The organism is Nonomuraea soli (genome assembly GCF_013761175.1).
GTDB classification, from domain to species: domain Bacteria; phylum Actinomycetota; class Actinomycetes; order Streptosporangiales; family Streptosporangiaceae; genus Nonomuraea; species Nonomuraea soli.
The window spans coordinates 583153-607921 of record NZ_JACDUR010000002.1 but is presented as its reverse complement, the minus strand read 5'-3'; the positions used below and the strand labels follow the sequence as shown (position 1 = coordinate 607921).

Annotated in this window: 24 protein-coding genes; 16 read left to right on the top strand and 8 right to left on the bottom strand. The window is 70.3% G+C overall.

Going from position 1 to position 24769, the window contains the following annotated elements; genetic code table 11:
* The first annotated feature begins 356 nt into the window (after positions 1-356).
* Both HNR30_RS09925 and HNR30_RS09920 read left to right on the top strand, forming a co-directional pair.
* On the top strand, positions 357-1511 hold the full coding sequence (locus HNR30_RS09925; protein WP_220133391.1) for a neutral zinc metallopeptidase: 1155 nt from the start codon (positions 357-359) through the stop codon (positions 1509-1511).
* A gap of 1014 nt (positions 1512-2525) precedes the next feature.
* Positions 2526-3950, top strand: coding sequence for an LCP family protein (locus HNR30_RS09920; RefSeq protein WP_246377989.1), 1425 nt, complete (start codon positions 2526-2528; stop codon positions 3948-3950).
* A gap of 347 nt (positions 3951-4297) precedes the next feature.
* Here the strand turns inward: HNR30_RS09920 and HNR30_RS09915 are convergent, their stop codons facing one another.
* A complete protein-coding gene (locus HNR30_RS09915; RefSeq protein ID WP_181609460.1) occupies positions 4298-5020 on the bottom strand; it encodes a maleylpyruvate isomerase family mycothiol-dependent enzyme in 723 nt (240 codons plus the stop codon).
* A 343-nt stretch (positions 5021-5363) separates the two neighbouring features.
* Between HNR30_RS09915 and HNR30_RS09910 the strand changes: the two genes are divergently transcribed.
* Entirely contained in the window at positions 5364-6716 is a 1353-nt protein-coding gene (locus HNR30_RS09910; RefSeq protein ID WP_246377987.1) for a S8 family peptidase, read from the top strand.
* A gap of 5 nt (positions 6717-6721) precedes the next feature.
* The gene (locus tag HNR30_RS09905) at positions 6722-6943 is read left to right on the top strand and encodes a hypothetical protein (RefSeq protein WP_181609458.1); all 222 of its coding nucleotides are present in this window, start codon (positions 6722-6724) and stop codon (positions 6941-6943) included.
* Positions 6944-7036: 93 nt separating this feature from the next.
* On the opposite strand, the gene HNR30_RS09900 is transcribed toward HNR30_RS09905, so the two are convergent.
* Positions 7037-7762 (bottom strand): ABC transporter permease, encoded by a 726-nt coding sequence (locus HNR30_RS09900; RefSeq protein ID WP_181609457.1) that lies wholly within the window; start codon positions 7760-7762, stop codon positions 7037-7039.
* Complete coding sequence (locus HNR30_RS09895) at positions 7759-8460, bottom strand: ABC transporter ATP-binding protein (RefSeq protein ID WP_181609456.1); 702 nt, start codon at positions 8458-8460, stop codon at positions 7759-7761. The genes HNR30_RS09900 and HNR30_RS09895 overlap by 4 nt, the downstream gene beginning before the upstream one ends.
* Positions 8461-8514: 54 nt before the next feature.
* Here HNR30_RS09895 and HNR30_RS09890 point away from each other — a divergent pair, with 54 nt between their 5' ends.
* Positions 8515-9144, top strand: a complete 630-nt coding sequence (locus tag HNR30_RS09890; RefSeq protein WP_181609455.1) for a TetR/AcrR family transcriptional regulator — start codon at positions 8515-8517, stop codon at positions 9142-9144.
* A gap of 77 nt (positions 9145-9221) precedes the next feature.
* Here HNR30_RS09890 and HNR30_RS09885 read toward each other — a convergent pair whose 3' ends face one another.
* The gene (locus HNR30_RS09885) at positions 9222-9539 is read right to left on the bottom strand and encodes a DUF4190 domain-containing protein (protein ID WP_181609454.1); all 318 of its coding nucleotides are present in this window, start codon (positions 9537-9539) and stop codon (positions 9222-9224) included.
* Positions 9540-9650: 111 nt separating this feature from the next.
* Here HNR30_RS09885 and HNR30_RS09880 point away from each other — a divergent pair, with 111 nt between their 5' ends.
* Both HNR30_RS09880 and HNR30_RS09875 read left to right on the top strand, forming a co-directional pair.
* Positions 9651-10112 (top strand): nitroreductase family deazaflavin-dependent oxidoreductase, encoded by a 462-nt coding sequence (locus HNR30_RS09880; protein ID WP_312894311.1) that lies wholly within the window; start codon positions 9651-9653, stop codon positions 10110-10112.
* Between the two features lie 231 nt (positions 10113-10343).
* Entirely contained in the window at positions 10344-11117 is a 774-nt protein-coding gene (locus tag HNR30_RS09875; RefSeq protein ID WP_181609453.1) for an ion transporter, read from the top strand.
* Here HNR30_RS09875 and HNR30_RS09870 read toward each other — a convergent pair.
* Positions 11089-12387: a low temperature requirement protein A gene (locus tag HNR30_RS09870; RefSeq protein WP_181609452.1), complete on the bottom strand. Its 1299-nt coding sequence runs from the start codon at positions 12385-12387 to the stop codon at positions 11089-11091. The two genes, HNR30_RS09875 and HNR30_RS09870, sit on opposite strands and share 29 nt — an antisense overlap.
* Before the next feature lies 1 nt (position 12388).
* Positions 12389-13003 (bottom strand): 30S ribosomal protein S4, encoded by a 615-nt coding sequence (rpsD, locus tag HNR30_RS09865; RefSeq protein ID WP_181609995.1) that lies wholly within the window; start codon positions 13001-13003, stop codon positions 12389-12391.
* Positions 13004-13069: 66 nt separating this feature from the next.
* Here rpsD and HNR30_RS09860 point away from each other — a divergent pair, with 66 nt between their 5' ends.
* Positions 13070-13771: a DUF2470 domain-containing protein gene (locus HNR30_RS09860; protein WP_181609451.1), complete on the top strand. Its 702-nt coding sequence runs from the start codon at positions 13070-13072 to the stop codon at positions 13769-13771.
* Here the strand turns inward: HNR30_RS09860 and HNR30_RS09855 are convergent, their stop codons facing one another.
* Positions 13772-16792, bottom strand: a complete 3021-nt coding sequence (locus HNR30_RS09855) for a M14 family metallopeptidase (protein WP_220133390.1) — start codon at positions 16790-16792, stop codon at positions 13772-13774. It abuts the gene before it with no gap.
* A 174-nt stretch (positions 16793-16966) separates the two neighbouring features.
* Between HNR30_RS09855 and HNR30_RS09850 the strand changes: the two genes are divergently transcribed.
* From HNR30_RS09850 to HNR30_RS09835, 4 genes are all read left to right on the top strand, one after another.
* Positions 16967-17503 (top strand): hypothetical protein, encoded by a 537-nt coding sequence (locus HNR30_RS09850; protein ID WP_181609449.1) that lies wholly within the window; start codon positions 16967-16969, stop codon positions 17501-17503.
* Between the two features lie 78 nt (positions 17504-17581).
* Complete coding sequence (locus HNR30_RS09845) at positions 17582-18115, top strand: MFS transporter (RefSeq protein ID WP_181609448.1); 534 nt, start codon at positions 17582-17584, stop codon at positions 18113-18115.
* A 57-nt stretch (positions 18116-18172) separates the two neighbouring features.
* Complete coding sequence (locus HNR30_RS09840; RefSeq protein WP_181609447.1) at positions 18173-18688, top strand: copper chaperone PCu(A)C; 516 nt, start codon at positions 18173-18175, stop codon at positions 18686-18688.
* Positions 18678-19967 carry a Dyp-type peroxidase gene (locus tag HNR30_RS09835; protein ID WP_181609446.1) on the top strand — a complete coding sequence of 430 codons (1290 nt, stop codon included), beginning with the start codon at positions 18678-18680 and terminating at the stop codon, positions 19965-19967. The genes HNR30_RS09840 and HNR30_RS09835 overlap by 11 nt, the downstream gene beginning before the upstream one ends.
* Positions 19968-19987: 20 nt before the next feature.
* Here HNR30_RS09835 and HNR30_RS09830 read toward each other — a convergent pair whose 3' ends face one another.
* Entirely contained in the window at positions 19988-20758 is a 771-nt protein-coding gene (locus HNR30_RS09830; RefSeq protein ID WP_181609445.1) for a DeoR/GlpR family DNA-binding transcription regulator, read from the bottom strand.
* 104 nt (positions 20759-20862) lie between these two features.
* Between HNR30_RS09830 and HNR30_RS09825 the strand changes: the two genes are divergently transcribed.
* From HNR30_RS09825 to HNR30_RS09810, 4 genes are read left to right on the top strand one after another with little or no spacing between them, the layout of a single operon-like run.
* Positions 20863-22149 carry an ABC transporter substrate-binding protein gene (locus tag HNR30_RS09825; RefSeq protein WP_181609444.1) on the top strand — a complete coding sequence of 429 codons (1287 nt, stop codon included), beginning with the start codon at positions 20863-20865 and terminating at the stop codon, positions 22147-22149.
* Positions 22146-22997 (top strand): carbohydrate ABC transporter permease, encoded by an 852-nt coding sequence (locus tag HNR30_RS09820; protein WP_181609443.1) that lies wholly within the window; start codon positions 22146-22148, stop codon positions 22995-22997. The genes HNR30_RS09825 and HNR30_RS09820 overlap by 4 nt, the downstream gene beginning before the upstream one ends.
* Positions 22994-23863, top strand: a complete 870-nt coding sequence (locus HNR30_RS09815) for a carbohydrate ABC transporter permease (protein ID WP_181609442.1) — start codon at positions 22994-22996, stop codon at positions 23861-23863. Before HNR30_RS09820 ends, HNR30_RS09815 begins: the two co-directional genes overlap by 4 nt.
* Positions 23860-24747 (top strand): NAD-dependent epimerase/dehydratase family protein, encoded by an 888-nt coding sequence (locus HNR30_RS09810; protein WP_181609441.1) that lies wholly within the window; start codon positions 23860-23862, stop codon positions 24745-24747. Before HNR30_RS09815 ends, HNR30_RS09810 begins: the two co-directional genes overlap by 4 nt.
* Positions 24748-24769 lie beyond the last annotated feature (22 nt).

Sequence of the window (24769 nt, the reverse complement as noted above, 5' to 3'; positions counted from 1 at the left end):
CGCGCCCGTGGCCACCACCCGGCTATCCGCAGCGCCAGGGGCAGCAGGCCCCGGCTCCGCAGCCTCCGTACCAGCAGCCCGGCCAGCAGCCCGGCCAGCCGTACCCGGGTCAGGGGGGACAGCAGCCTCAGTACCCGGGCCAGGGAGGCCCGCAACCTCAGCATCCCGGCCAGCCGTACCCTGGCCAGGGCGGGCAACCGCCGTATCCGGCGCAGCAGCCATACCCGGGGCAGCAGCCGTACCCGGGCCAGCCGCCTCACCCCGGGCAGGGCCAGCCGCCCTACCCGGGCCAGCAGCCTCCGCCGCCGCCACCACCGCCGCCACCGCCGGGGCAGCAGGTCCCCTACCCCGGCGGCATGCCGTACCAGAACCAGCCCCCGCAGGGCGGCGGCGGCCCGGGCTGGGCGCCGCCGCCACCGCCGGTGCCGCCGCGGCCGTACGGCGGGCAGTGGCCTCCCCCGCGCCCGCAGCAGCGCAAGTCCGGCAGCGCGGGCCTCACCGTGCTCGGGATCATGCTCGGCGGCCTCGCGGCGGTGGCGATCCTGCTCGTGGTCGGCGCCGCGATGCTCGGCAACGACACCAAGACCGAGACCACCACCCCGGTCGCCATCCCGTCGTACCAGCCGCAGCCCAAGCGCACCAAGACCGTCGACCCGGTGCGCCCGACCAGGCGCCCGACGCAGCAGCCCACCCGGCAGCCCACCGCCGAGCCCACGCAGCGCGGCGACGAGACGGACGAGACCGAGCAGACGGTCGAGCAGCCGACCCAGGTGCGCGTGGACACCAGCCTGAAGACCAACAGCGTCTACCGGGGTACGGCCCTGCCACGGCTCAACTGCTCGGCCGGGAACACGAGCATCTACAACCACGCGCAGCTGAAGAGGCTGATCCTGAAGACCGGCGAGTGCATGGACCGGGCGTGGGGGCCGGTGCTGAACAAGGCGGGCATCCAGTGGAGCCCGCCCGGCTACGCCATCGCGTCAGGGCGTGGCCGCGGCGCCTGCGGCGACTACCCGTCGGCGGGCAGCATGGTGCCGTACTACTGCCCGCGCAACAACACGATCTACGCCTCCACCGGCGCGATGGCCAACGGCAACGGCAACGCGCGCGGCTACGGTGAGATCATCTCCTGGCACGGCGGGATCATCAGCATGATGGCCCACGAGTACGGTCACCACGTGCAGAACCTGACCGGCATCCTCAACACCTACTGGGGGCGCCACCAGGAGACCTCCAACCGCAACAGCCAGCTCGCGATGAGCAGGCGGCTGGAGCTGCAGGCGACCTGTTTCGGCGGGATGTGGATGCGGTCGGTCGCGACCAGCTACCCGGTGCCCTCGGGGCGGCGGGCCGAGCTGTTCCGCTTCTACGGGATCGTGGGTGACTATCCGGGCTGGCCACGTGACCACGGCTCCCCCGCCAACAACAACCGGTGGTTCCGGCAGGGCTGGGAGCGGAACACGCCGGCCCAGTGCAACACGTGGTCGGCGAGCTCCTCCTCGACCTCGTGAGTGTCACTCGGGGTTCATCTCAAATTAGCCACTTGTCTCGGTTGTCCGTATATAGGGGCTAAAATCCTCTCCAGCATTTGACCTGGTAGAACGACGGGTGAAGGAGCCGGTGTGAGCAAGCGCCACGGGGGACGCACCGGGAGGCCGCGCCGCGAAGGCGGCGGACGGCCGTCTCGCGAGGTCACACCGCCCTCGCCCGGCTCCACCGACCACCCCGGCACCACCCCCTCAGGCTCCACCCCCAGCCCCACGGCCCCGCACAGCGGCCAGGGCACCGGGGCTCCTCACGGCGGTCCCGGGGCCGGGGGTGCTCACGGCGGTCCTGGCGCCGCAGCCCCCCACAACCCCAGCACTGGAGCTCCCCAGAGCGGCCCCGGCCCAGCGGCCTCTCCCGGCGGCTCCACGCCACACGGCGCACCCGCCGCCTCACACAGCCCCGCAGGCCCGCACACCCCCTCAGGCCCGCACAGCCTCGCATCAGGGGCCCAAGACGCCCACGTCGCCAGCGGTCCCGCCCCTGACGGCGCCCGCACCCCTGGCCCGAGCGGTCACAGCCCCGCAGGCAGCGGCCACGCCTCCGGCCCCGGCCACGCCTCCGGCCCCGCCCCTGCCCCTGCCCCTGGCTCTGGCCCTGGCTTTGGCCCCGCCCCTGGTTCCGGCCCCGCCCCTGGCTCTGGCCCTGGCAGCCACGTCCCCGGCGGTCACATCTCCGGCATAGCGGGCGCCTCCTCCACCACTTCCCCCGAGGCCTCTCCCAGCGCCTCCTACGACCAGGCGCAGTCCTCCTCCCCGACCACCTCCGGCACCCCCGGCGGCGGTCGTCGCAGCGAGGACCCCCACCGCTCATCCGGCTCCAATTCCGGCACCGGCTCCGGTCGCCGCTCCCGAGGCGTCTCTCCCCGCTCACGCGGCGGCGCATCCCGGCCTCCGTCCTCCCCGAAGCCCGGCTTCGCCGCCCCCGTCACCCTGGGCTCGATCCTCGGCTGGACGGCGCTGTCCGTACTGGTCCCGGGTATGGCGCACCTGCGCGCCGGGCACCGCCGTACCGGCTTCGCCCTCCTCGGGGCCTTCCTCGTCCTCCTCCTCGGCGGCCTCATCTACGGCCTGACCCGCGACCTCAGCGACCTCACGGGCCTGGCCAGCGGCGCCGCGCTCACCATCATCTCGGTGATCGCCGGGGCGTTCGCGCTGGGCTGGTTCGGCCTCGTCCTGACCTCCTACATCTCGCTCAGCCCCAACAAGCTCGACAGCCGGGGCCAGATCGTCTCCGGCGTCCTCGTCGGCGTGCTGTGCGTGTCGGTCATGGCGCCCTTCGCCTACGTGGCCAACGCCGCCGTCACCACCAAGGACCTGGTGCAGACCGTCTTCAAGAAGGCCGGAAGCGACCCGGACATCGCCCCCGTGGCCGACCCGGTGAAGGACCCCTGGAACGGTCGCGACCGCGTCAACTTCCTGCTCGTCGGCGGCGACGGCGCGGGCAACCGCGTCGGCGTGCGGACCGACAGCATGACCGTGGCGAGCATCAACATCAAGACCGGCAACACGGTGATGTTCAGCCTTCCGCGCAACCTGCAGCACGTCCGCTTCCCCGCCTCCTCCCCGCTGGCCAAGCACTTCCCCAACGGCTACATGGCCGACCTGCCCAACGGCGGCCTGCTCAACGAGGTGTGGCAGTACGGCAACGACCACCCCGAGATCATGGGCGGCCCCCACAAGGGCCCGCGTGCCCTCATGGACGCCATCGGCCACACCCTCGGACTCAAGATCGACTACTACGCCCTGATCAACATGTACGGCTTCGTCGACCTGGTCGACGCCATCGGTGGTCTGCGCATCCGCGTCGACCACGACGTGAAGTGGGGCGGCACCTTCGGCACCGCTGGCACGATCAAGGCCGGAACCCGCAAGCTCTCGGGCGAGCAGGCCCTGTGGTACGGCAGGTCGCGGGTGGGATCCGACGACTTCTCCCGCATGGGACGCCAGCGCTGCGTCATCGGCGCCTTCGCCAAGCAGGCCACTCCCGACAAGATCCTCGCGAACTTCACCAAGATCGCCAACGCGACGAAGAAGCTCGCCGAGACCAACATCCCCGAGGAACTCGTCCCCGCGGTCGCCGAACTGGCCCTGAAGGTCAAGGGCGCCCGCATCACGAGCCTGCAGTTCGTGCCGCCGGAGTTCTGGCCGGGATCGGCGGACTGGCCCAAGATCCGCGTCGCCGTCAGCAAGGCGCTGCAGGCGTCGGTCAGGCCGGTGCGCCAGAAGCTCGCCTCCGCCCCGAGCGCCTCCCCTTCGGGCGCCGCCTCGGGCGCGCCGTCCGAGTCACCCACGACCTCCGCGTCCGGCCAGGTCACGGCCGCCCCCGGCGCGACGACCTCCCCGACGCCCACGCCGAACGACAACAAGGCCGCCAAGTCACTCGACGAGGTCTGCGGACTCTGACGCGAGGGGTACGGCTGGCGGGCCGCCACCGCCCGCCCGCCCGCCAGCCGCACCTCGCAGCGGGCCGGGAGGCTGGGCCCGCGCAAAGGCGAGGCGCAGTCCCTCGGCCGGCCCGCGCAGAAGTTTGGGGCCCGTCTTCCGGCGGCTCGCGCAGAAGCGGGGCCAGTCTTCCGGTCGGCCTCGGGAGTTGCGGCGCGCTCCACTCCTCTGTGGGGAGGCGCGGGCGCGACGCTGCTGACCAGCTGCGGCAGGCACGCGAAGCCTCGCGAGTAAGCTCTCAGAACCCCGCGAGCAGGCGCTCAGAACCTCGCGCGTCAGGCACGCAGGCCCGCCGGGGGCCGCACCAGCTACTGGGTGGCGACCACCAGGCACCTGCGAAGCCCATCGACCCAAGCGGTGTCGCCCGACACGACGACAGCGTCGCCGCCCCGGCCCCACGCCCAGCGCAGCACCTCCTCCGGGGGCCCTGAGATCGTGGCGCGGGCAGAGGACGATGCGCCGGGGTGCACGAGGGCGCCGGGCAAGGTGATCGTCCACGCGCGGGAGCCGGCCTGAAGGACGCCCTCGCCGGGGACGACGGGGACCTTGTTCATCTCCTCTGGCCATTCGGTCGCGCTGAAGGCGAGGAAGGCTGTCAGCAGTTCGTCGATCCCGTCCAGAGCCAGGTCATCGGGGATCTTCGAGACCGGACGGCCGGCGGCGAGTTCGGCGTCGATGCGGTGGATGACCGTCTCGTGTGCCATGCGGCGGATCCAGAAGGCGACGTTCTGCTCCGGCGGGTACCAGCTCCACGCCTTCTCGCCCGGCGATCGGGAGGTCGGCTCGGTCAGGAGGGCGACGTAGCTCTCCTCCAGGTCGACCGGGTCGCTCGGGGGCCAGGGGTGGGGCGGGCCGCCGGACAGGAGGGCTTCCACCTTGTGGAGGTAGACGTGGGCGACGTGGTCGCCGAGGTCGGCTGCCGTCCATTCGGGGCAGGTGGGCACGGGGGCGCTCGGCGGGGCGGCGGCGAGGGCGGTGCGCAGGGCGGCGTAGTCGGACTGCAGGCATGCGAGAAGGCGAGGGGCATCCATGGGGAGATGTAAGCAGGTGGCACTGACAAGTTCCCGGCCCCTCTGGACCTGTACGGCCATGGGGTGAGGGGCTTCGTCACGCCGACGGCGTGCGCCTCCGACACGATCGCAGCCGCCGCCCAGGCCGCCAAGACTGCGCCCCATATCGGCTCACCCCAAGCCCGAAATTCTCCACCCGGGCCATCAATCCCAGCAGACCGAAAACATTCGCCGTCTCATTCGCCCTTCTTTGCCGCATATCAGCAGGTCACAACACTGCCGAGTCGGTGGACGCGTCCCCCCGAATGAATCAATGTTGGAAAGTTCGATCCCTCCAAACATTCGGCGGTACCTCATGCGAGTCATGATCCAACTACGTCCATCCCCCGACCTGGTCGCGGCCGTCGCGGAGCCTGGGCCGAGCCCGTCGACGGCCGATGTCGCTGCCGGCCTGCCCGGGGTGGAGCTCGACGAGGGTTTCACCCCCGTTGCCCTGCCCCGTCCTGTCCCCGCCGCGGCCGGGGGCGATCCTCTGAGCCTGAACCAGCCGCTCGACTTCTCGCTGGCCGCCGAGGACGCCACGGTCCTGGTGCGCGGCACGATCTCCGACGACGAACTGGCCACCCGGATCGCGCTCCTGCCCACGATGCGCGCCGATGTGGTCGGGGTGTTCGCCGACCCGGTGATCGAGTCGAGCCTCACCTGCGGCGGCGATGCGCCGGTCGGCGACTGGCGTGACGTGGAGCGGCTGCTGAACGTGGCGTCGCTGGCCGCCGAAGGCCTTGACGGCTCGGGCGTGTGCCTGGCCGTACTGGACACCGGCATCAACGCCGCGCACGTCGCCCGCCACCTGGGCCGGGCGGTGACGCTCGACGCCGAGCGCAGCTGGAACCCGAGCACGGTCGACGGCAGGCCGGGCGAGTTCGAGGTGGACCACGGCACGATGTGCGCGTTCGACACGCTCATCGCCGCGCCGAAGTCCACGCTGATCGACATCCCGGTGCTGCTGTCGCGGCGGCCCGGCGGCTCGGCGCTCGACGGGCTGCTGAGCGACGCGGTCGCGGCCTTCGCGCACCTGCGGACCGTGCTGGAGAACCAGCCGCCGGAGACCAGGTCGCTGGTGATCAGCAACTCGTGGGGGTCGTTCAGCCCGCGCTGGGACTTCCCCGTCGGGCATCCGGGCAACTACTCCGACAACGCCGCGCACCCGTTCAACCTGATCGTCTCCAGCCTCGACAGGGCCGGCGCCGACGTGCTGTTCGCGGCGGGCAACTGCGGCCGCGAGTGCAAGGACGGCCGCTGCGCCTACCCCGACCGGCCGATCGTCGGGGCCAACTCGCACTCGCGCGCGTTGTCGATCGGCGGCGTCGACACCAACGGCGAGCGGGTCGGCTACTCCTCCCAGGGTCCCGGACGGCTGACCGCCCGCAAGCCCGATCTGTGCGCTTACACGCACTTCCTGGGGTCGAAGGCGTTCGGCGACAACGAGGCCGATTCGGGCACATCCGCAGCGTGCCCGGTGGCCGCGGGTCTCGTCGCCGCCATCCGCACCCGATGGTCGTCGGCCAGGCTCACACCCGCGCAGCTGCGCGCCCTGCTGCGCCGTACGGCCGACGACCGCAGCGAGATCGGCTACGACTTCGACTACGGCTACGGCGTGCTCGACACGGCGGGCATCGTCGCCGCGTTGCGGCGGCGGGCCAAGCGCGTAGCGTAGGAACCATGGTCCTGGTCACGGTACGGCTGGCGCGCACGGCTGCCACGCTGGAGCATGCGATCGAGCGCCTCGGCCTCGACCGTGACGAGGTCGACCTCGACTACGGCCTGGTGGCGATCGATCCGGAGCAGGGGCTGTACGGCTTGCGCGTGACGGAGCGGGTCTGGCAGGAGGGGGACTTCTCCGACCCGCGCATCGAGCCGTACGGCCCGCCGAAGCGGGACTAGAGGCGCCCGGAGCCCTAGCGACGCCTCCAGGGTGGCGGCCATGGCGGAGGGCCGGGGCAGCGGCCGTGGCGGCGACGAGCAGCCGCATCCCCGTCAGGCGTTGGCGCGCCCGAAGATGCGGGTGCCGACGAGAAGGCTGACCGCGGTGAACGCCGCGGTCACCGCCACGCCGACCGCGACCGTGGGCGTCAGGAAGTGCCCGGCGAACAGCTCCCGCATCGCGTCCACCGAGTACGTGAACGGATTGGCCCGCGACAACGCGTACAGCCAGTCAGGCGCCATCGACATGGGCAGGAAAGCCCCCGACAGCAGCATCAACGGCACCACCACCGTGGAGGCCAGCGAGGGGAACAGGCTCTTCGGCACCGACAACGCCGCCGCGTACGACAACGACGCCAGGCTGATCCCCAGCACGATCACCATCGCCAGCCCGAGCAGCACCCCCACGACCGGTGCCCGCAGTCCGAGCGCGTAGCCGACCGCGATGAGCGCCGTCGCCTGGACGAGCAGCACCGCCGCGTTGCTGAGCACGCGGCCCAGCAGCAGCGCAAGCCGGCTGGTGCGGGTGGCGCGCAGCCGGTCGAGGACGCCGAACCGTTTGTCGACGACGATGCCGAATCCCGCCATCCCCGCGCTCATGAGCCCGAGCTGGATGATGAGCCCCGGCACCAGCACCTCCCACGAGCCGATGCGGGTGAACAGCGGCCCGAACAAAACCAGGAAGAACAGGGGCTGGGCGGCGGTGATGACGAGGCCGTACTTCTGCTTGAACACCTGGCGCAGGTAGTGGCGCAGCAGCACGCCGGTGTCGCGGATCATCGGGTGGCCTCCAGGTAGAACTCGTCGAGGGTACGGCCGGCCTTGAGCTCGGCGGGTGTGCCGGAGGCGGTGACGACGCCCTTGTCGATCAGGTAGAGCCGGTCGCACAGCGCGTCGGCCTCCTCCAGGTAGTGCGTCGAGAGCAGCACGGTGATGCCCAGGCCCTTCACGTGCTCCCACAGGGCGGCGCGGCTGGCCGGGTCGAGGCCGGTGGAGGGTTCGTCGAGGATCAGCAGCGAGGGTTTGTGCAGCAGGCCGAAGGCCAGGTCGACGCGGCGTTGCTGGCCGCCGGAGAGGGAGGCTCCGATGCGGTGTTCGAGGCCTTCGAGGTCGAGCAGCGCCATCAGCTCGCGCACTCGTGCGCGAGCCTCGTCGAGGCCGAGGCGGGCGGCGAGCTGGGCCTGCAGCACGAGTTCCTCGCCGATGGGGGTGAAGGGGGCGACGGAGGTGCCCTGGCCGACGTAGCCGATGCCGCGCCGTACGCCGGAGGGGTCGGAGAGCAGGTCGTGGCCGGCCACGGTGGCGGTGCCCGAGGTGGGGCGGAGCAGGGTGGCGAGCATGCGCATCGTGGTGGACTTGCCGGCGCCGTTGGGGCCGAGGAATCCGACGATCTCGCCGGGGGCGACGTCGAGCGAGATGCCGCGCACCGCTTCGACGCCGCCCTTGAAGGTCATCGTCAGGTCTTGAGCGTGAATCATAAAAGTTAGAGTAACCACAAAATTAGAGTCACTGCAAAGTTGTATCCTGTCCACATGGAAGAGGGACTGCGCGAGCGCAAGAAGCGGGAGACCAGGGAACGCATCTCGGATGTGGCGACCGGGCTGTTCATGGCGCGCGGCTTCGAGGAGGTGACGATCGCCGAGATCGCCAAGGCCGCCGACGTGTCGGTGAACACGGTCTTCAACTACTTCGGCACGAAGGAGGACCTGTTCCTGGATCGGCAGGAGGAGGTGGAGGACGTGCCGGCGAGGGTGGCGCTGTCGCGCGGAGAGGGCGAGAGCGTGGTGGCCGCGTTCCGCCGCGACTTCCTGGCGGCGATCGAGACGCGCGACTGGCGTTACGGCATGAACGACGGCGCGGCGGAGTTCGGCCGCATCATGGCGCGCAGCCCGTCGTTGCAGTCACGGCTGCGCGAGATCGAGCTGCGCAGGGCCGACAGGCTGGCGCGCGTCCTGGCCGCGCAGACCGGCGCCGACGAGGACGACCTGCGCCCGCGCCTGGTGGCGGGACAGATCCTGGAGACCGCCGTCCTGCTGACGCGCGGCATGTGGCTGCGGCTGATGTCGGGACAGAGCTGGGAGGAGGTCAGGCCATGGTTGCGCGAACAGGCGAAGGCCGCCTTCGATCTCCTCGAAGGCGGCCTCGGTGACTTCGGCACCTGATGGACGCCGGCGAAGGCGGCCCGGTGACTTTGGCGCCCGACAGCCGCCGGCGAAGGCGGCCTCGGTGATTGGTGCGTCTAGTAGCCGCTGGTGGCCATCATCGCGCCGAAGATGACAAAGAAGATCACGTAGAACACGATCATGACGCCCCAGAGAATGGTGGCGATCATGCCGCAGATCTTGCCGGCCTGGACCATGCCGCGGTTCTCGTAGATCTGACCGCTGGAGTCGATCTCACGCAGCGCCTTGTTGCCCATGTTCCACGCGAACGGGCCAAGAAGACCACAGACCACGAGGCTCAGGATGCCGAGCACGAGAATCGTCGTGCCCTGGGGGTGCGTGAGCGGACCGCCGTACTGCGGGCCACTGCCGTACTGCGGAGGCGGGTATGACATCGGGGTTTACCTTCCTTAATGTGACGCTGGGTTTATATCACGACCCCACTTGCAGATCGCTTGCATTGACCTGATGGTGACTTTTAACCAAGCGCTTGCTACGCTCCGAGCGTGCTGAAGCGCCTCCTCCAGCGGATGACCATGACCGACTGGTTCCCCCGGGTCGGCCCCAAGATCATCCCCCGAATGGACAGGGCCGTGCACTGGCTGACCCGCGGAAAAGGCCTGACCAGTGACCTGATGATTCCCACGATGCTCCTGACGACGACGGGGCGCAAGAGCGGCCAGCCGCGCAGCACCCCGCTCGCCTGCCTGCCCGAGGACGACGGCGGCTTCCTGGTGGTCGGCAGCAACTTCGGCCGCGAGTCGCATCCCGCCTGGAGCGGCAACCTGCTGGCCCACCCGCGGGCGCTCGTACATTTCAGGGGCAAGGACATCCCGGTCACCGCCACCCTGCTCACCGGCGAGGCCCGCGCGGAGGCCTGGCCGAGGCTCCTGAAGCTGTGGCCGGTCTTCGACCACTACACCGCCAGATCCGGGCGCGACCTCCGGGTGTTCCGCCTGTCCCCCTGAGGCCAAGGCCCGGGAGCGCCGGAGGGCTGGGGGGCCCAGAAGGCCCGCAGGCCAAGAGGGGGCACGAGAGGGCGGGGGGAGCACGAGCGGCCCGGAAGGCCGATAAGAACCGGAAGGCCGAGAAGGCCCGGAAGGCCCGGAAGGGCCCGAACGTGCCTGAGCCCCCGAGCCCCCGAGGCCTCTCCCTGGGAAGCTCCCTCCCCCGAAGATCTCTCCCCCTAAGATCATCGGGTGCGAGATCTCCTGGAGAGCAAGGGTTTCCAACGTTTCATCATCGCGGTGATCCTGATCAACGCCGCCACGCTGGGCCTGGAGACCTTCCCCGACATCCTGAGGGAGTACGGCACCGCGTTACACGTGATCGACCACGTGGCGCTCTACATCTTCGTCGCCGAACTCCTCGCCAAGGTCCTCGTCTACCGGCGCGACTTCCTGAAGGACCCCTGGAACGTCTTCGACAGCGTGATCATCGCGATCGCCCTGCTCCCCACGACGGGCGGCCTGTCGGTGCTGCGCTCGCTGCGCATCCTGCGCGCGCTGCGCCTGTTGTCGGTGGTGCCGAGCCTGCGCCGCGTGGTGGCGGCGCTGCTGCGCGCGATGCCGGGGATGAGCTCGATCGTGCTGCTGCTGGGCCTGGTGCTCTACATCGCCGCGGTGATGGCGACCAAGCTGTACGGCGCGACGGCCCCCGACTACTTCGGCTCGCTGCAGACGAGCTTGTTCACCCTGTTCCAGACCATGACGGGCGAGGCCTGGCCCGACATCGCCCGCGAGGTGATGAGCGTCTACCCCTCGGCGTGGATCTTCTTCGTCGTCTTCATCCTGCTGTGCAGCTTCGTGATCCTCAATCTCTTCATGGCCGTGGTGGTCAGCGCGCATGAGGCGGAGACCCGCTCGGAGCTGGCCGAGTTCGAGGAGAGCACCGAGGCCGCGACGGACCGCATCCTGGCCGAGCTGGCCGCGCTGCGCCAGGAGCTCAGGCAACTTCAGGAGACGAGCCGGTAGCGCCGTCAGCGGACGGGCCGAGGGCGCCGTCGGAACGCGGGCCGGTAGCGCCGCCGGGAGACGAGCCGGTGCCGCCAGGAGACGGCATGGTGGAGCCGCCCGAGGGTCGGTAGGCCACGCGCCACAGGGCCGCGGCCAGCAGGCAGGCCACCGTGGCCCAGGCGGGCAGCGGCGCGCCGAGCAGGCCCACCAGCAGCGGCAGCACGGCGGTCGGCAGCGCCCAGAGCCAGATCCAGCGCCGGTCGGCCCCGTTGAACAGGCCGACGACGGCGGAGGCGAGGAAGTAGACCGCCAGGGCGCCGCACAGGGCCCAGCGCACGCCCGCCTCCAGGGGGTCGCCGGGGTGCTCGGGAAGCAGGCCGAGCCCGGCCGCGAGGGCGGCGATCGCGCCGGTCATCACGAAGTGCGCGGGCAGCGCGACGTACGGTTCGAGCCCGCGCTCGCTGGCGTCGGGCACCGCGCTCAGGCCGTACTGGAGCGTCAGCCACCACAGGCACACCACCAGCCCGAACCCGCTCAGCGCCAGCAACATCAGCGGCGTGGACCAGTCGACCTCGGAGGCGGCGATGACCACCTGCATCACCGCCTCGCCCAGCACGATGATGACGAACAGGCCGAGCCGTTCCCCCAGGTGGGCGGCGTCGAGGTCGGCGAGTCTGGCCGGTTCGACGTGGCGCGGCTTGCGCCTGCCGCGTTGCAGGGCCTTCAGTTCCCGCCGGCGGATCTCGTCGGTGCGGTGGTCGAGCGCGGCCCGCGTCTGCTGGGGGTGGCGGGCGCGCTGGACGCTGAAGTAGATGTCGAAGGCCGCGCCCAGGGCCCACAGCCAGTAGCGGTCGGGCGCGTCGAACCAGAGGGAGGCGATCCAGGGCGCCATGCCCAGGCCGAGCTGGGCCGAGGGCCAGGCGGCGACGAAGGTGCCCGAGCGCTGGAAGTTGCCCGCCGCGAGGTAGCGGCAGGCGATGTAGCAGGCGATGAACCAGTAGTCGCGCGCCTCGTCGTTCCCGACCTCGGGGACGGCGGCCGCCATGATGGCGATGAGGAACATGCCGACGAGCAGGCTGCGTGTCCTGGCCTTGTCGCCCAGGACGTTGGTGTACAGCGTGTAGGAGACCCACACGCTCCACACCGCGTAGAACAGGATGAGGAACAGGCCCGCTCCGGCCCAGTCCGGGTGGTGCAGGCGGTGCGCCAGTTGCGCGACCGCCACCACCACGACCAGGTCGAAGAAGAGCTCCAGCCAGCTGGCGTGCCGTTCCCCCGCTTGACTCACGTCATCGAGAGTAGAACTCGACCACCATCTGCTCGTCGACCGGGACCACGATCTGCTCGCGGATCGGCTTGCTGTAGAGCGTGAAGGTCAGGTTGGCGTGGTCGACGCTGAGGTAGGCGGCGATGCGGTCGTCGGCGTAGATGCCTTCGGCTGCGGCGACGAACGGCTGCATCGTGCGCGACTTGGGCCGCACGCTGATGACCTGGCCGGGCTTGACCAGGTAGCTGGGGATGTCGACCTTCCTGCCGTCGACCTGGATGTGGCCGTGGGTGACGTACTGTCGCGCGGCGTAGATCGACGGGGCCAGGCCGGCGCGCAGCACCAGGGACGCCAGGCGGCTCTCCAGGATGCTGACCAGTTCGGCGCCGGAGGAGCCCTCGCGGCGCACGGCCAGGTCCCAGTAGCGGCGCAGCTGGCGCTCGGAGACGTCGTAGTACCAGCGCAGCTTCTGCTTCTCCATCAGCCGCAGGCCGTAGTCGCCGGTGCTGCGGCGGTTGGTCTTGCGGCCGTGCTCACCCGGCGGGTAGGGGCGCGCCTCGAAGTAGCGGACGGCCTTCCGCGTCAGGGGGACGCCCGCCCGGCGGGACAGTCGCACCTTCGGACCGGTGTAGCGCACGTTCACCTCAATGTGGTTAGGTAGACCTTACTGAGGTAAGCCTAACCTATATTTGTAGAGGATGTCATGCCGCCCCTCGCCGAGCGCATTCGCACCCTGGCCCACACCGCCAGCGCCACCAAGGTGACCGTCGACGACGTGCCGTACCCGGTCTCCGGTGCTGTCGACGGCCGCGGACGCCCGGTGTTCCTCGTGCGGCCGGGCGAGACGTTGCACCGCATGCGGGAGGACAGCGTGGTGGCCCTCACCCTGTGCGCCACCAGGATGCTGGGCGAGACGGCCCACCCGCGCGGCACGCTGGAGGTGCAGGGCTGGGTGCAGGCCGTACCCGAGAACGAGGCGCGGGACGCCGCGGTGGCCGTGGCGGCGCAGTGCGCCGACGAGGGGTTGTTCGAGGCGATCGAGCGGTACGGCGCGCCGGACGCGCCCCGGCTGCTGCGCCTGGACGTGGGCCAGGTGGTCTACCTGACCGGCGACGACTCCGGCATCCTCGACGCCGACGAGTACTTGGACGCCACCCCCGACCCGCTGGCCGAGACCGCCGAGCGCGTGATCGCGCACATCAACGGCTCGCACCGCACGCAGCTGTCGCTGGGCATGGCCCGCCTGCTGGGACGCCCGGCCGGGCAGGTGTGGTTGTGGGAGCTGGACCGGCACGGCGCCACGGTGCGCGTGGACGCCACGCTGGTCCGCGTGGCCTGGGACAGGCCCGCGCAGAGCGGCCGATGCCTCGAAACCGCCCTGCGCGGGTTGCTCTGCACCTGCTAGCTAGGCCGGATCGGCCAGCAGGTGGTCGACGATGCGCTTGATGAAGTCGTTGCGTTCGGCGGGCGTGGACAGTTGCTCGATGCCGAAGCCGAGCACCACCGAGTCAGCGGCGGCGACGGCCGGAGCACCGAGCGAGGTGGCGCGGGCGAAGTCCGAGCCGACGTTGGCGCTGCCGGTGGGCGGGCCGGGGATCGTCCACGGGCCGAGGCCCGTCTCGAAGCCCTCGGCGTCCACGGTGCCCGCGGTGGTCGTCACCTTGGTGTCGTCCACGAAGGCGCCCTGGAATCCGGTGCCGGGGTCGGCCACGTAGCTGATGGAGATCTCCACCGTCCTGCCCGCGTAGGCGGACAGGTCGAAGGCGACCGGCTTCCAGCCGGCGGAGTTGCCGGTGAAGGCGTTCCAGCTCTTGGCCGTGCACGGCGTGCCCGGGTTGAGGTAGTTGAGCAGTTGCGGGTGGGCGGCGATGTAGTAGCCGGCCTCGCATTCCTCGGGGATCTGCGTCGTGGTGTTGCCGTTGACGTCGGGCAGCGTCACCCAGTCGGAGCCGCCTGCCGTACGGGCCTCCACCAGCAGGTGGTCGAAGTTGGCCTCCAGGTTGTAGGAGAACTGCGCCTGCAGTCTGGGGATCTGCGCGGCCGTGACCGAGGTCAGGTCGATCGTGCGCACCAGGCGGCTGTAGGTGTAGTTGACGTGCCGTGCCGCGGCGTACCACTTGCCCTCGACGGGAGCGAACGGCCCGGTCAGACCCCGGAAGATCGCCAGCGGCTCGCTCTTGAACAGCGGGAAGTCGCGCTCGTTGAGCAGCGAACTGGTGACGGTGAAGTTGCCCGCCTCGTTGAGCGGGTTGTCGCCGCCGGTCGCGAACGCCGCTCCGGTGCCCGTCAGCGGCGGTCCTGTGCCGTCGACCCCGGTGGGCAGGTTCGTGGCGGTGCGCCCGGAGACGCCCAGCCAGTACTGCATGAAGTCGTTCGACAGGGTCTCGCAGTCGTCGCGGGTGCTGACCGTCACCACGCACGGCCGGTCGGGGAAGCCCTTGAGTCCGTAGTAGATGCCGGTCGTCATGACGGAGCCGAAGTAGGCCGAGGTCTCACCCGCGTGCAGCAGCTTGCCGCCCTCGTTGAGATAGTCGCGTACGGCCAGCGTCAGGTGCAGGGCCCGGTCGGCGACCTGCGCGTTCTGGCGTGGCGCGCCGAACACGGTGATCGTCTCGTCGGCCGCGTCCTGGGTGAGCCGGTTGTCGCCCAGGTACCAGATCACGCCCTTGAAGTGGGCCAGGGCGCCCAGGTGGTGCGGCACGCCGTCGGCGTCGATGTCCCACACCCTGGCCTTGTATCCGGCGCTCTGCAGGGCGTCGACGTAAAGCTGAGCGTACTTGGGACTGGTCACCGTCGCCGGGTAGGTCGGGTTGACGCCCTTGTAGTCCTCGTCGGCGATCACCAGGATCTGCGCCCCGGCCTGGTCGCGCACGGTGTAGGTGAAACTGGGGCTCTTGGCGGTGGCGGCGGTGAACCAGACCTGGACCTTGTCGCCCGGCTTCTGGCCCTTGATCGTGCCGCGGTACTCCGCGAAGTAGTGGTCGAACTCGTCGCCGTAGCGCTCGCCGCCCTTCCACTCGGTCACCGGGACGGACCTGGTGCGCCCGTTGTTGATCTTGTAGTGGAGCAGCTTGACCGGCAGGCTCCTGCGCATCAGCGCCGCGACCTGCTGGTCGCCGCTGTAGGCGGTGGTGAACTCGTCGGGGTCGATGTCGGGCACGGTCCTGCCGACGACCGAGACCGGCCGGTCCGGCGTGTAGGCGGACTTGGCGACGGCGACGGCGTACGGGACGTTATTGGCGACCTCTTCGGCGATCAGCTTCTCGTCGTCGGGGAAGTTGAAGCCGCTCGCGCAGTCCTCGGCGAGCCACGGGTCGTCCGGGTAGCGGTTGGAGACGGTCGCGCAGGTGGCCATCTCCGGCGTGTGCGTCAGCGCCTTGAAGACGTTGTCGAAGTGGGAGTCGGTCTCGCCGTTGGTGGTGTAGAGCTGCGCGCCGATCTCGGGCACGTACCCGGGCACGGCGGGCTTGGCCGCGTCGCCCAGGATCGCGTCGTGGATCAGGTCGTCGGGGGTCGGGGTGAAGAACTGCCAGCCGGTGCCGTGCAGCAGCAGCTCGGCGGCCGAGTGCCAGTTGATCACGAACTTGGGCTTGACGCGTTCCATGAACTTCAGCTGCGCCTGGGTCTCCGGCTCGCTCGCGGGAGCCGTACCCCGGTAGGTCTCGCTCGCCGGGACGGGCGAGGAGCCCTCGTTGTCGTAGCCCCACTTGTGCGGGAAGTTACGGTTCAGGTCGACGCCCTCGCCCGTCTCCACGACGCCGTCGCCGTCGTTGTCGCGCAGGTTCTTGCGCCACAGGCGGGTGTCCTCGGAAGCGAAGGTGTAGTCGTAGCCGTCGACGTTGACGACCGGCAGGAACCACAGATCCACGGTGTTGACGATGTTCGTCAGCTCGCGGTTCTTGCCGTAACCGGTCAGGTAGTGGTGCATGAGGCGGCGGACCATCTCCGGAGTGATCCACTCGCGCGCGTGCTGGGTGGCCTGGTAGACCACGGCCGGCTTGACCCGGTCGGGCAGGACCCTGGCGCCGAGGGTGACGCGCAGCGCGGTGATCGGCTTGCCCTGGACGGTGGTACCGATGTCGACCGCCTTGGCGATCAGCGGGTAGTCCTTGGCCGCCTTGAGGATCTCCTCACGGATGTTGCCGGGGCCGCTGTAGGGGCGGAAGACCGTGGCCGCGGCGGCCCTGGCCCGCGCCTGCGGAGCGGTCTTCTCCTGCAGGTCGATGCCCTGGGCGCGGAATTTGGCCGCGATGAGGGGGTTGAGGACGATCGTCAGGCGGACCTTGCCGCCCTCGGCCTGGGTGGTCGTGAAGTCCTCTCGGTCGACGGCCTCCTGCTGGAGCACGCCGAGCTGGTCGGGGGTGAGATCGGCGACGTAGACCCTGGGTCCCGAGGCGGCCGGTGGGGGCTCGGCCGTCGCGGGCACCGCTACGAGCAGGCCGCATAACAGGGATAAGGATGCGACGAGAGATAAGCGCCTCATAAGGACATTTCTCGGCCCGGCTCCCCCGCCAGTCAATCACGATGTCGTATCGGTCGCGGCGCCTCAGCGGTCACAAGAGTCTTATGGGCGGGTTGGAGTCACTACGATCTGTTCGACGTGAGCCAGTCCCCTCTTCCCGCCGAACCGGCGCCTGCCGCCCGCCACCGCGGCCATCGCCGCACCGGGCTGACCCCTGTCGTGGTGCTGGTCTCGGCGCTCGTGCTGGCCTGTGTGAGCGTGCTGGTGGCCGGAGCGCTGCGCCCGTCGACGCTCGAGATCGTGGGCGGGCCGGGGGGAGACGCCAACTCCCTGATGCCCGAGGTGTCGACCGACGCGGTTCCTGGCGGAGGCACCCCGACCGTACGGCCCAGCCGTACGGTCACCCCGAGTGCCACACGCACACGGAGACCGGCGTCACCCAGCGCGAGCCCGGCGACGTCCAAGCGGCCCACCGCCCGGCCGTCGCCCTCCCTCGTGCGCCCGTCGCCCGTCAAGGACACCGACGGCCCGGCCGAGCCCACCAGCGCGCCGCGCCCGGACCCCACCACGGCGGACCCGGCCGGGCCGGAGCCGGAGGAGACGGAGACCACCGACACGGGCAAGACGCCGCCGGGCCACGACCCGAACCGCCCCAAGGGCCGCCCCAGCAGATGACCTCGCCGCACGGGAGGCGGTGTCACCGGGCGAGGGTGAATTCGTGAGGGCGAGCACGGCGTGGGAGGATGCTGCGCGATGACCGACCGTCCCTCCCTCCCGTTCCGCCTGGCGCGCGCCTTCGCGTTCGCCGCGGTGAGCACGGTGCTGGGAGTGCTGGCCCACCGCTTCGCCGGTGGCACGGTCGCCCCCACCACCCTCCTGGCCGCCATGGCGCTGAGCCTGGCGACGTCCGTTCCGGCCGCCGGGCGCGAGCGCGGGGCCGGGTTCACGATGGCCGCCCTGGCGGCGCAGCAGGCCGCCGTCCACCTGCTGTTCTCGCTCTCCCACGACGCGGCGGCGGCGGGTGCGCACGGGCATTCCGGGCTGGTGCCCGGGCTGGGCATGCTGGTCATGCACGGCTGGGCGGTCGCGCTGACGGCGCTGTGGCTGGCCAGGGGCGAGGCCGCGCTGTGGGCGTTGCTGCGCAGGCTGGCCGTACGGCTGGGCCTGGTGCTTCCCGTGCCGCTCGAGGTGCCGTTCCACGCGGCGCCCCACGCCGAGCCGCTGCTGCCGCGCCCGGCGCTGCTGCGTCACGCGGTCAGCGGGCGCGCTCCTCCCCGTTTCTCCTGAAACCCGGTCCACGTCGTCTGGCGTTCGTGCGCCATGCCCTTTTTCAGGAGATTCGTCATGCAGTTTCGTCATGCCCTGATCGCGGCCGCCGCCGCGTTGTCCCTGGCCGCCTGCGGTACCGCCTCGGCTCCCGCCGCCGCGCCCGGCGCCTCGAGTTCGCCGCGCCCGTCCGGGCCGGCGCTGAGCATCACCGACCCCTGGGTCAAGACGGCCGCGAAGGGGATGAGCGCCGCTTTCGGCACGCTCACCAACACCTCGGGCCAGGACATCACCGTGTTGTCCGCCTCCACGCCCGTCTCGCCCATGGTCGAGCTGCACGAGACCGTCGAGGACGGCGGGAAGAGCGTCATGCGCGCCAAGGACGGCGGCTTCGTCGTGCCGGCCGGCGGCACGCTGGAGCTGAAGCCGGGCGGCAACCACATCATGCTGATGGGGTTGAAGGAGCCGGTGCTGCCGGGGGCGGAGGTGAGCTTCAGCCTGGCGCTCGCGGGCGGCGGGACGATGGAGTTCACGGCCGTGGGCAAGGACTTCGCCGGAGCCAACGAGACGTACCAGCCCGGCCATGGCGGCTGAGCCCCGCGAACGGCCCGGCGTTCGCGGTGCCGTCAGCAGGCGGCGGTTGCTGATCGGGGGCGCCGTGGCGGCGGGCGGGGTCGCCGCGGGCGGGGCGGTCGCCGTCACGCTCACGGACCGCGCCGCGACTCCCCAGGCCGGTGAGCCACTCGGAACCGCCGGTGAGCCACTCGCAACCGCCGGTGAGCCACGCACGACCGCCGGTGAGCCACGCACGACTGCCGGTGAGCCACTCGCGACCATCCCCGCCGGCCAGGTGGTGCCCTTCCACGGCGACCATCAGGCCGGGGTCGCCACCCCGCCCCAGGCCCACGCCGCCTTCCTGGCCTTCACCCTGATGCCCTCCACCACCCGTGAAGGCCTCGCCCGGCTGCTCAAGCTGCTGACCGACGACGCCAGGCGTCTCACCCAGGGCCGCCCGGCGCTCGCCGACACCGAGCCGGGGCTGGCCGAGCTCCCCGGCAACCTCACGGTCACCTTCGGCCTGGGCCCGGGGGCGATGCGGGCCGCCGCCCTGCCCCGGCTCCGCCCGCTCCCCCGGTTCACGATCGACCGGCTCCAGGAGCGCTGGAGCGGCGGGGACCTGCTGGTGCAACTGTGCTGCGACGACCCGGTGACGCTGGCGCACGCCCAGCGAATGATCGTCAAGGACACGCGGTCGTTCGCCAAGCTCGCCTGGGTGCAGAAGGGCTTCCGCCAGGCCACCCAGCGTCCCGGCCTGACCCAGCGCAACCTGATGGGCCAGCTCGACGGCACCGTCAACCCGCAGCCGGGCACCCCCGGCTTCGACCGGGCGGTGTGGATCGGCGACGGGCCGCTGAGAGGCGGCACGATGCTGGTCCTGAGGCGCATCCGCATGCACCTGGACCGCTGGGACGCGGCCGACTCCGCGGCCAAGGAGTTCACCGTCGGCCGCCGCCTCGACACCGGCGCCCCGCTGACCGGCACGCACGAGCACGACGAACCCGACTACGGCAGGCTCACCGAGCTCGGCTTCCCGGTGATCGCCGACGAGGCGCACATCCGGCGCGCCCACGTCGCCGATCCCGGGCTGCGGATGTTGCGCCGCGCCTACAACTACGACGACGGGCCCGACGACATCGGGCTGCTGTTCGCCGCCTACCAGGCGGACGTGGAGACGCAGTTCACGGCGGTGCAGCGGCGGCTGGCGGAGGTGGACCTGCTCAACGAGTGGACCACCCCGGTCGGTTCTGCCGTGTTCTACCTGCCGCCGGGCTGCGGGGAGGGAGGATGGATCGGTGAGCGGCTGCTGACCTGAGCCCGGCCGGGAGCGACGGCTCAGCCGGCGATGAGCAGCTCCCCCACCCGGGAGCCGAGCACCTCGCAGGCGTGGGCCGTCAGCCCGGTGTCGGTGATGAGCACGTCGGCCTCCTCCAGCTCGGCGATCGTCGAGATTCCCACGGTCTGCCACTTGGTGTGGTCGGCCACCACGACCAGCCGCCGGGCGCAGCGCACCAGCGCCCGGTCGGTGTCGGCCTCCAGCAGGTTGGGCGTGGTGAAGCCGGTGCGTTCCGCCATCCCGTGCACGCCGAGGAAGAGCAGGTCGACGTGAAGGGTGCCGAGGGCGGCGACGGCGACGGGCCCGACCAGGGCGTCGGAGGGGGTGCGCACGCCGCCGGTCAGGATGACGGTCTGGTCGGAGCGCCCGTCGCGGTGCAGCACCTCGGCGACGGGCAGCGAGTTGGTCACGACGGTCAGGCCCGCCACGTCGGCCAGGTGGCGGGCGAGCACGGCGGTGGTCGTGCCGGCCGACAGGGCGATGGCGATGCCCGGCTCGACCAGGGAAGCGGCGCGCGCGGCGATCGCCTCCTTCTCGGCGCGCTCGCGCACCGACTTGGCGGCGAAGCCGGGTTCGACGGCGCCGTCGAGGCCGAGGACGGTCGCGCCACCGTGGACCTTGGCGATGAGGCCGCGCTCGGCGAGGGTCTCCAGGTCGCGCCGGACGGTCATGTCCGAGACGCCGAACTCCTTGACGAGGTCTGCGACGCGTACGGCACGACGGCTCCTGATCAGTTTGAGGATCGCGGCCTGCCGTTGCGGTGCCAGCACGACATCACCATAAATCAACACTGTGGGTGTGAATAGGCGTTGACATCCGACCTTTGCGGCATTTGAGTGTGATGAAACCTGGGCGAACGCATCGAGGAAACCCCATGTCCCCACATGTGACACGCCGCGATCTCCTGTTGGGCGCCGCCGCTTTCGGAGTCCCCGCCATCCTCGCCGGCTGTTCCAACCCCGCCACCCGCACCACCGCTCCCACCAGCACCGCAGCGGCCGGACGCGGGGTGGTGACGATCGGCTCCAACGCCTCGGACGAGATCCCCAAGAAGTCACTCGACGAGGTGACCAAGGCCTTCACCTCGCACGACGTCAAAATCAACACGGTCGATCACAACACGTTCCAAGAGAACATCAACCGCTACCTGCGCGGCACCCCCGACGACGTGTTCACCTGGTTCGCCGGGTACCGCATGCAGTTCTTCGCCGCCCAGGGCCTGGCCACCGACATATCCGATGTCTGGACGGAGATCGGCGGCGACTACACCGACGCCTTCAAGGCCGCCTCGACGGGCGCGGACGGCAAGCAGTACTTCGTGCCGTTCACCTACTATCCGTGGGCCGTCTTCTACCGCAAGTCGCTCTGGCAGGAGAAGGGCTACACCCCGCCCGCCACCCTGGACGACCTCGTCGCGCTGGCGAAGAAGATGAAGGCCGACGGCCTGGTCCCCATCGCCTTCGCCGACAAGGACGGCTGGCCCGCGATGGGCACCTTCGACATCCTCAACATGCGCATCAACGGCTACGACTTCCACATCAACCTGATGGCCGGCCAGGAGGCGTGGACCGACCCCAAGGTCAAGCAGGTCTTCGACACCTGGCGCGGGCTCATGGACTACCACCAGCCGGCCGCGCTGGGCCGTACGTGGCAGGAGGCCGGGCAGTCGCTGGCGCAGAAGAAGACCGGCATGTACCTGCTGGGCATGTTCGTGGCGCAGCAGTTCCCCGAGGCCGACAGGGGCGACATCGACTTCTTCACCTTCCCCGAGGTCAACCCGCAGTTCGGCACCGACTCCATCGACGCGCCGATCGACGGCTACATGATCTCGTCGAAGGCCAAGAACGTGGAGGGCGCCAAGCAGCTGCTGAAGCACCTGGGGCAGGCCTCCTCGCAGAACATCGCCACCAAGCTCGACCCCGGCACGCTGGCGGCCAGCTCGAAGGCCGACACCAGCGGCTACAGCGACCTGCAGAAGCGCGGCGCGGAGCTGGTCTCGCAGGCCAAGCACATCGCGCAGTTCCTCGACCGCGACACCCGGCCCGACTTCGCCTCCACCGTGATGATCCCCTCGCTGCAGCGCTTCGTCGGCAAGCCCAACGACATCGACGGCCTGCTGAAGGACATCGAGAAGCAGAAGGTCAACATCTTCACGTCATGACGATCAGAGACAGGTTATTGATCTTCGTCGGTCTCGGGCTGGCGATCGCGGCCGACCTGTTCCTCATCTGGGGACCCACCCTGGCCTCCGTGGGGTTGTCGACCACTGACTGGGACGGCATCTCGGCGATCAACGTCGTGGGCGCGGAGAACTACCACGACCTGGCCGCCGAGTACCCGCCGTTCTGGTCGGCCGTCACCAACAACCTGCTCTGGCTCGCCTTCCTCGGCCTGGTCGCCACCCCGCTCGGGCTGCTGTTCGCCGTGCTCCTGGACCGCAGGCTGCGCTTCTCGCGCGTCTACCAGAGCGCCCTGTACACGCCCGTCGTGTTGTCGCTCGCGGTGGTCGGCTTCATCGCCCAGCTCGTCTACTCCTCCGACTACGGCGTGCTCAACGCCGTCACCGGCCTGACGACGGACTGGCTCGGCGACCCCTCGCTCAACATCTGGGTCGTCATGGTCGCCGCGGCCTGGCGGCACATCGGCTACGTGATGATCATCTATCTGGCGGGGCTGAAGGCGGTCGATCCGTCACTGAAGGAGGCCGCCGCCATCGACGGCGCGAACGAGGCGCAGGCCTTCTTCCGCGTCGTCTTCCCGACGCTGCGCCCGATCAACGTGATCGTCCTGGTCATCACCGTGATCGAGGCCCTGCGCGCCTTCGACATCGTCTACGCCATCAACAAGGGCCGCAACGGCCTGGAGCTGCTGTCGGTGCTGGTGACCGAGAACATCGTCGGCGAGGCCAGCCGCATCGGTTTCGGCTCGGCCATCGCCACCGTGCTCCTGGTGATCTCCCTCGGCTTCATCGTGACCTATCTGACCCAGCTCTTCAGGGAGCCGCGGTGACCTCGCGGAAGAGGAAGCACCCGCTGCGCTGGCTGCTCTACACCTTCCTGTCGCTGGCCGCCCTGGGCTGGTCGGCGCCGCTGCTGCTGGCCGTCTACGCCTCGCTGCGCCCCTACGACGAGACCGCCCGCCTGGGCTACCTCTCGCTGCCCGAATCGCTGACGCTCGACTACTACACGCAGGCGTGGACCCAGGCCGAGCTGCCGAAGTACTACCTCAACACGCTGATCATCGTCATCCCCGGCGTGATCCTCACGCTGCTGCTCGCCTCGTTCGCCGCCTTCACGATCGCCCGGCTGCGCATCCCCGGGCGCAAGACGCTGCTGATCGTCTTCACCGCGGGCAACCTGCTGCCGCCCCAGGTGCTCATCACGCCGCTGTACACCATGTACACCTGGATCGAGCTGCCGGAGTGGTTGTCGTCGTCGCACTCCCTCTACGACTCCTACCTCGGCCTGATCCTCATCCACGTCGCCTTCCAGTTCGGCTTCTGCACTTTCGTCATGGCCAACTTCATGGCCACCATCCCCGAGGAGATCAACGAGGCCGCCCTGGTCGACGGCGCCTCGGTGTGGCGACGCTACTGGCAGCTGACGCTCCCCCTGTGCCGTCCGGTGATCGCGGCGCTGTCGACGCTGCAGTTCACGTGGATGTACAACGACTTCCTGTGGGCCCTGGTGCTGATGTCGTCGGGCGACAAGCTGCCGGTGACCAGCGCGCTGAACAACCTGCGCGGCCAGTTCTTCACCGACTACAACCTGCTCGCGGCCGGTTCCATCCTGGTCGCACTGCCCACCCTGATCATCTTCCAGCTGCTGCACAAGCAGTTCGTGGCTGGACTGACGCTGGGAGCCACGAAGGGATGAAGGTCACCGTCACCGGGGCGCGCGGCAAGGTCGGCCGCGCCGCCGTACAGGCCCTGCAGCGGGCCGGTCACCAGGTCACCGCCACCGATCTGGGGCCCGCCGTCCACGAACGCGAACTGCCGGAGGAGGCGCGCTACCTGCAGGCCGACCTCACCGACGCGGCCGCCGCCGCCTTCGTCGTCAGGGACGCCGACGCCGTCGTGCACGCCGCCGCCATCCCCGACCCGCTGGCCAACCCCCCGCACGTGGTGTTCGGCAACAACCTCATGGCGACCTTCAACGTGCTCGAAGGCGCGGTGCGGCAGGGCGTCACCCGGTTCGTCAACATCTCCAGCGAGACGGTGCCCGGCTTCTTCTTCCCCGAGCGGCCCTGCCTGCCCGTCTACGCCCCGGTCGACGAGGACCACCCCACCTTCCCGCAGGACCCGTACGCGTTGTCGAAGCTCTTCGGCGAGCAGCTGATGGACGCCGCCGTGCGCCGCAGCGACATCCGCTGCATCTCGCTGCGGCCGAGCTGGGTGCAGCACGAGGGCAACTACGAGCGCAACCTCGGACCGCAGGTGCGCGACCACTCGGTGATCGGCGCCGGCCTGTGGAGCTACATCGACGTCTACGATCTGGCCGACGCCATCGTGCTGGCCTGCGAGTCGCGGCTGCCCGGCCACGAGGTCTTCTACATCGCCTCGCCCGACAACGCCGGCGGCCACGACTTCGCGGCCGTGCTGCGGGCGCACTACGGCCAGGCCATCGAGCTGCGCCCGCTGACCCGCACCGACAGCTCGGGCATCGACTGCTCCAAGGCGCACCGGCTGCTCGGCTGGACGCCGAAGCGCTCGTGGCGCGACTACCTCGACGCCGACGGCAGGACCCTGCCCGGCGGGTGAGACCTGAGCCGTCCTGGGGACG

Bases quoted from the DNA above. Each gene is read 5' to 3' on its own strand.
- HNR30_RS09925 (WP_220133391.1), top strand. From the start codon at position 357: ATGCCGTACCAGAACCAGCCCCCGCAGGGCGGCGGCGGCCCGGGCTGG.
- HNR30_RS09920 (WP_246377989.1), top strand. From the start codon at position 2,526: ATGGCGCACCTGCGCGCCGGGCACCGCCGTACCGGCTTCGCCCTCCTC.
- HNR30_RS09915 (WP_181609460.1), bottom strand. From the start codon at position 5,020: ATGGATGCCCCTCGCCTTCTCGCATGCCTGCAGTCCGACTACGCCGCC.
- HNR30_RS09910 (WP_246377987.1), top strand. From the start codon at position 5,364: ATGATCCAACTACGTCCATCCCCCGACCTGGTCGCGGCCGTCGCGGAG.
- HNR30_RS09905 (WP_181609458.1), top strand. From the start codon at position 6,722: ATGGTCCTGGTCACGGTACGGCTGGCGCGCACGGCTGCCACGCTGGAG.
- HNR30_RS09900 (WP_181609457.1), bottom strand. From the start codon at position 7,762: ATGATCCGCGACACCGGCGTGCTGCTGCGCCACTACCTGCGCCAGGTG.
- HNR30_RS09895 (WP_181609456.1), bottom strand. From the start codon at position 8,460: ATGATTCACGCTCAAGACCTGACGATGACCTTCAAGGGCGGCGTCGAA.
- HNR30_RS09890 (WP_181609455.1), top strand. From the start codon at position 8,515: ATGGAAGAGGGACTGCGCGAGCGCAAGAAGCGGGAGACCAGGGAACGC.
- HNR30_RS09885 (WP_181609454.1), bottom strand. From the start codon at position 9,539: ATGTCATACCCGCCTCCGCAGTACGGCAGTGGCCCGCAGTACGGCGGT.
- HNR30_RS09860 (WP_181609451.1), top strand. From the start codon at position 13,070: ATGCCGCCCCTCGCCGAGCGCATTCGCACCCTGGCCCACACCGCCAGC.
- HNR30_RS09845 (WP_181609448.1), top strand. From the start codon at position 17,582: ATGACCGACCGTCCCTCCCTCCCGTTCCGCCTGGCGCGCGCCTTCGCG.
- HNR30_RS09840 (WP_181609447.1), top strand. From the start codon at position 18,173: ATGCAGTTTCGTCATGCCCTGATCGCGGCCGCCGCCGCGTTGTCCCTG.
- HNR30_RS09835 (WP_181609446.1), top strand. From the start codon at position 18,678: ATGGCGGCTGAGCCCCGCGAACGGCCCGGCGTTCGCGGTGCCGTCAGC.
- HNR30_RS09825 (WP_181609444.1), top strand. From the start codon at position 20,863: ATGTCCCCACATGTGACACGCCGCGATCTCCTGTTGGGCGCCGCCGCT.
- HNR30_RS09820 (WP_181609443.1), top strand. From the start codon at position 22,146: ATGACGATCAGAGACAGGTTATTGATCTTCGTCGGTCTCGGGCTGGCG.
- HNR30_RS09810 (WP_181609441.1), top strand. From the start codon at position 23,860: ATGAAGGTCACCGTCACCGGGGCGCGCGGCAAGGTCGGCCGCGCCGCC.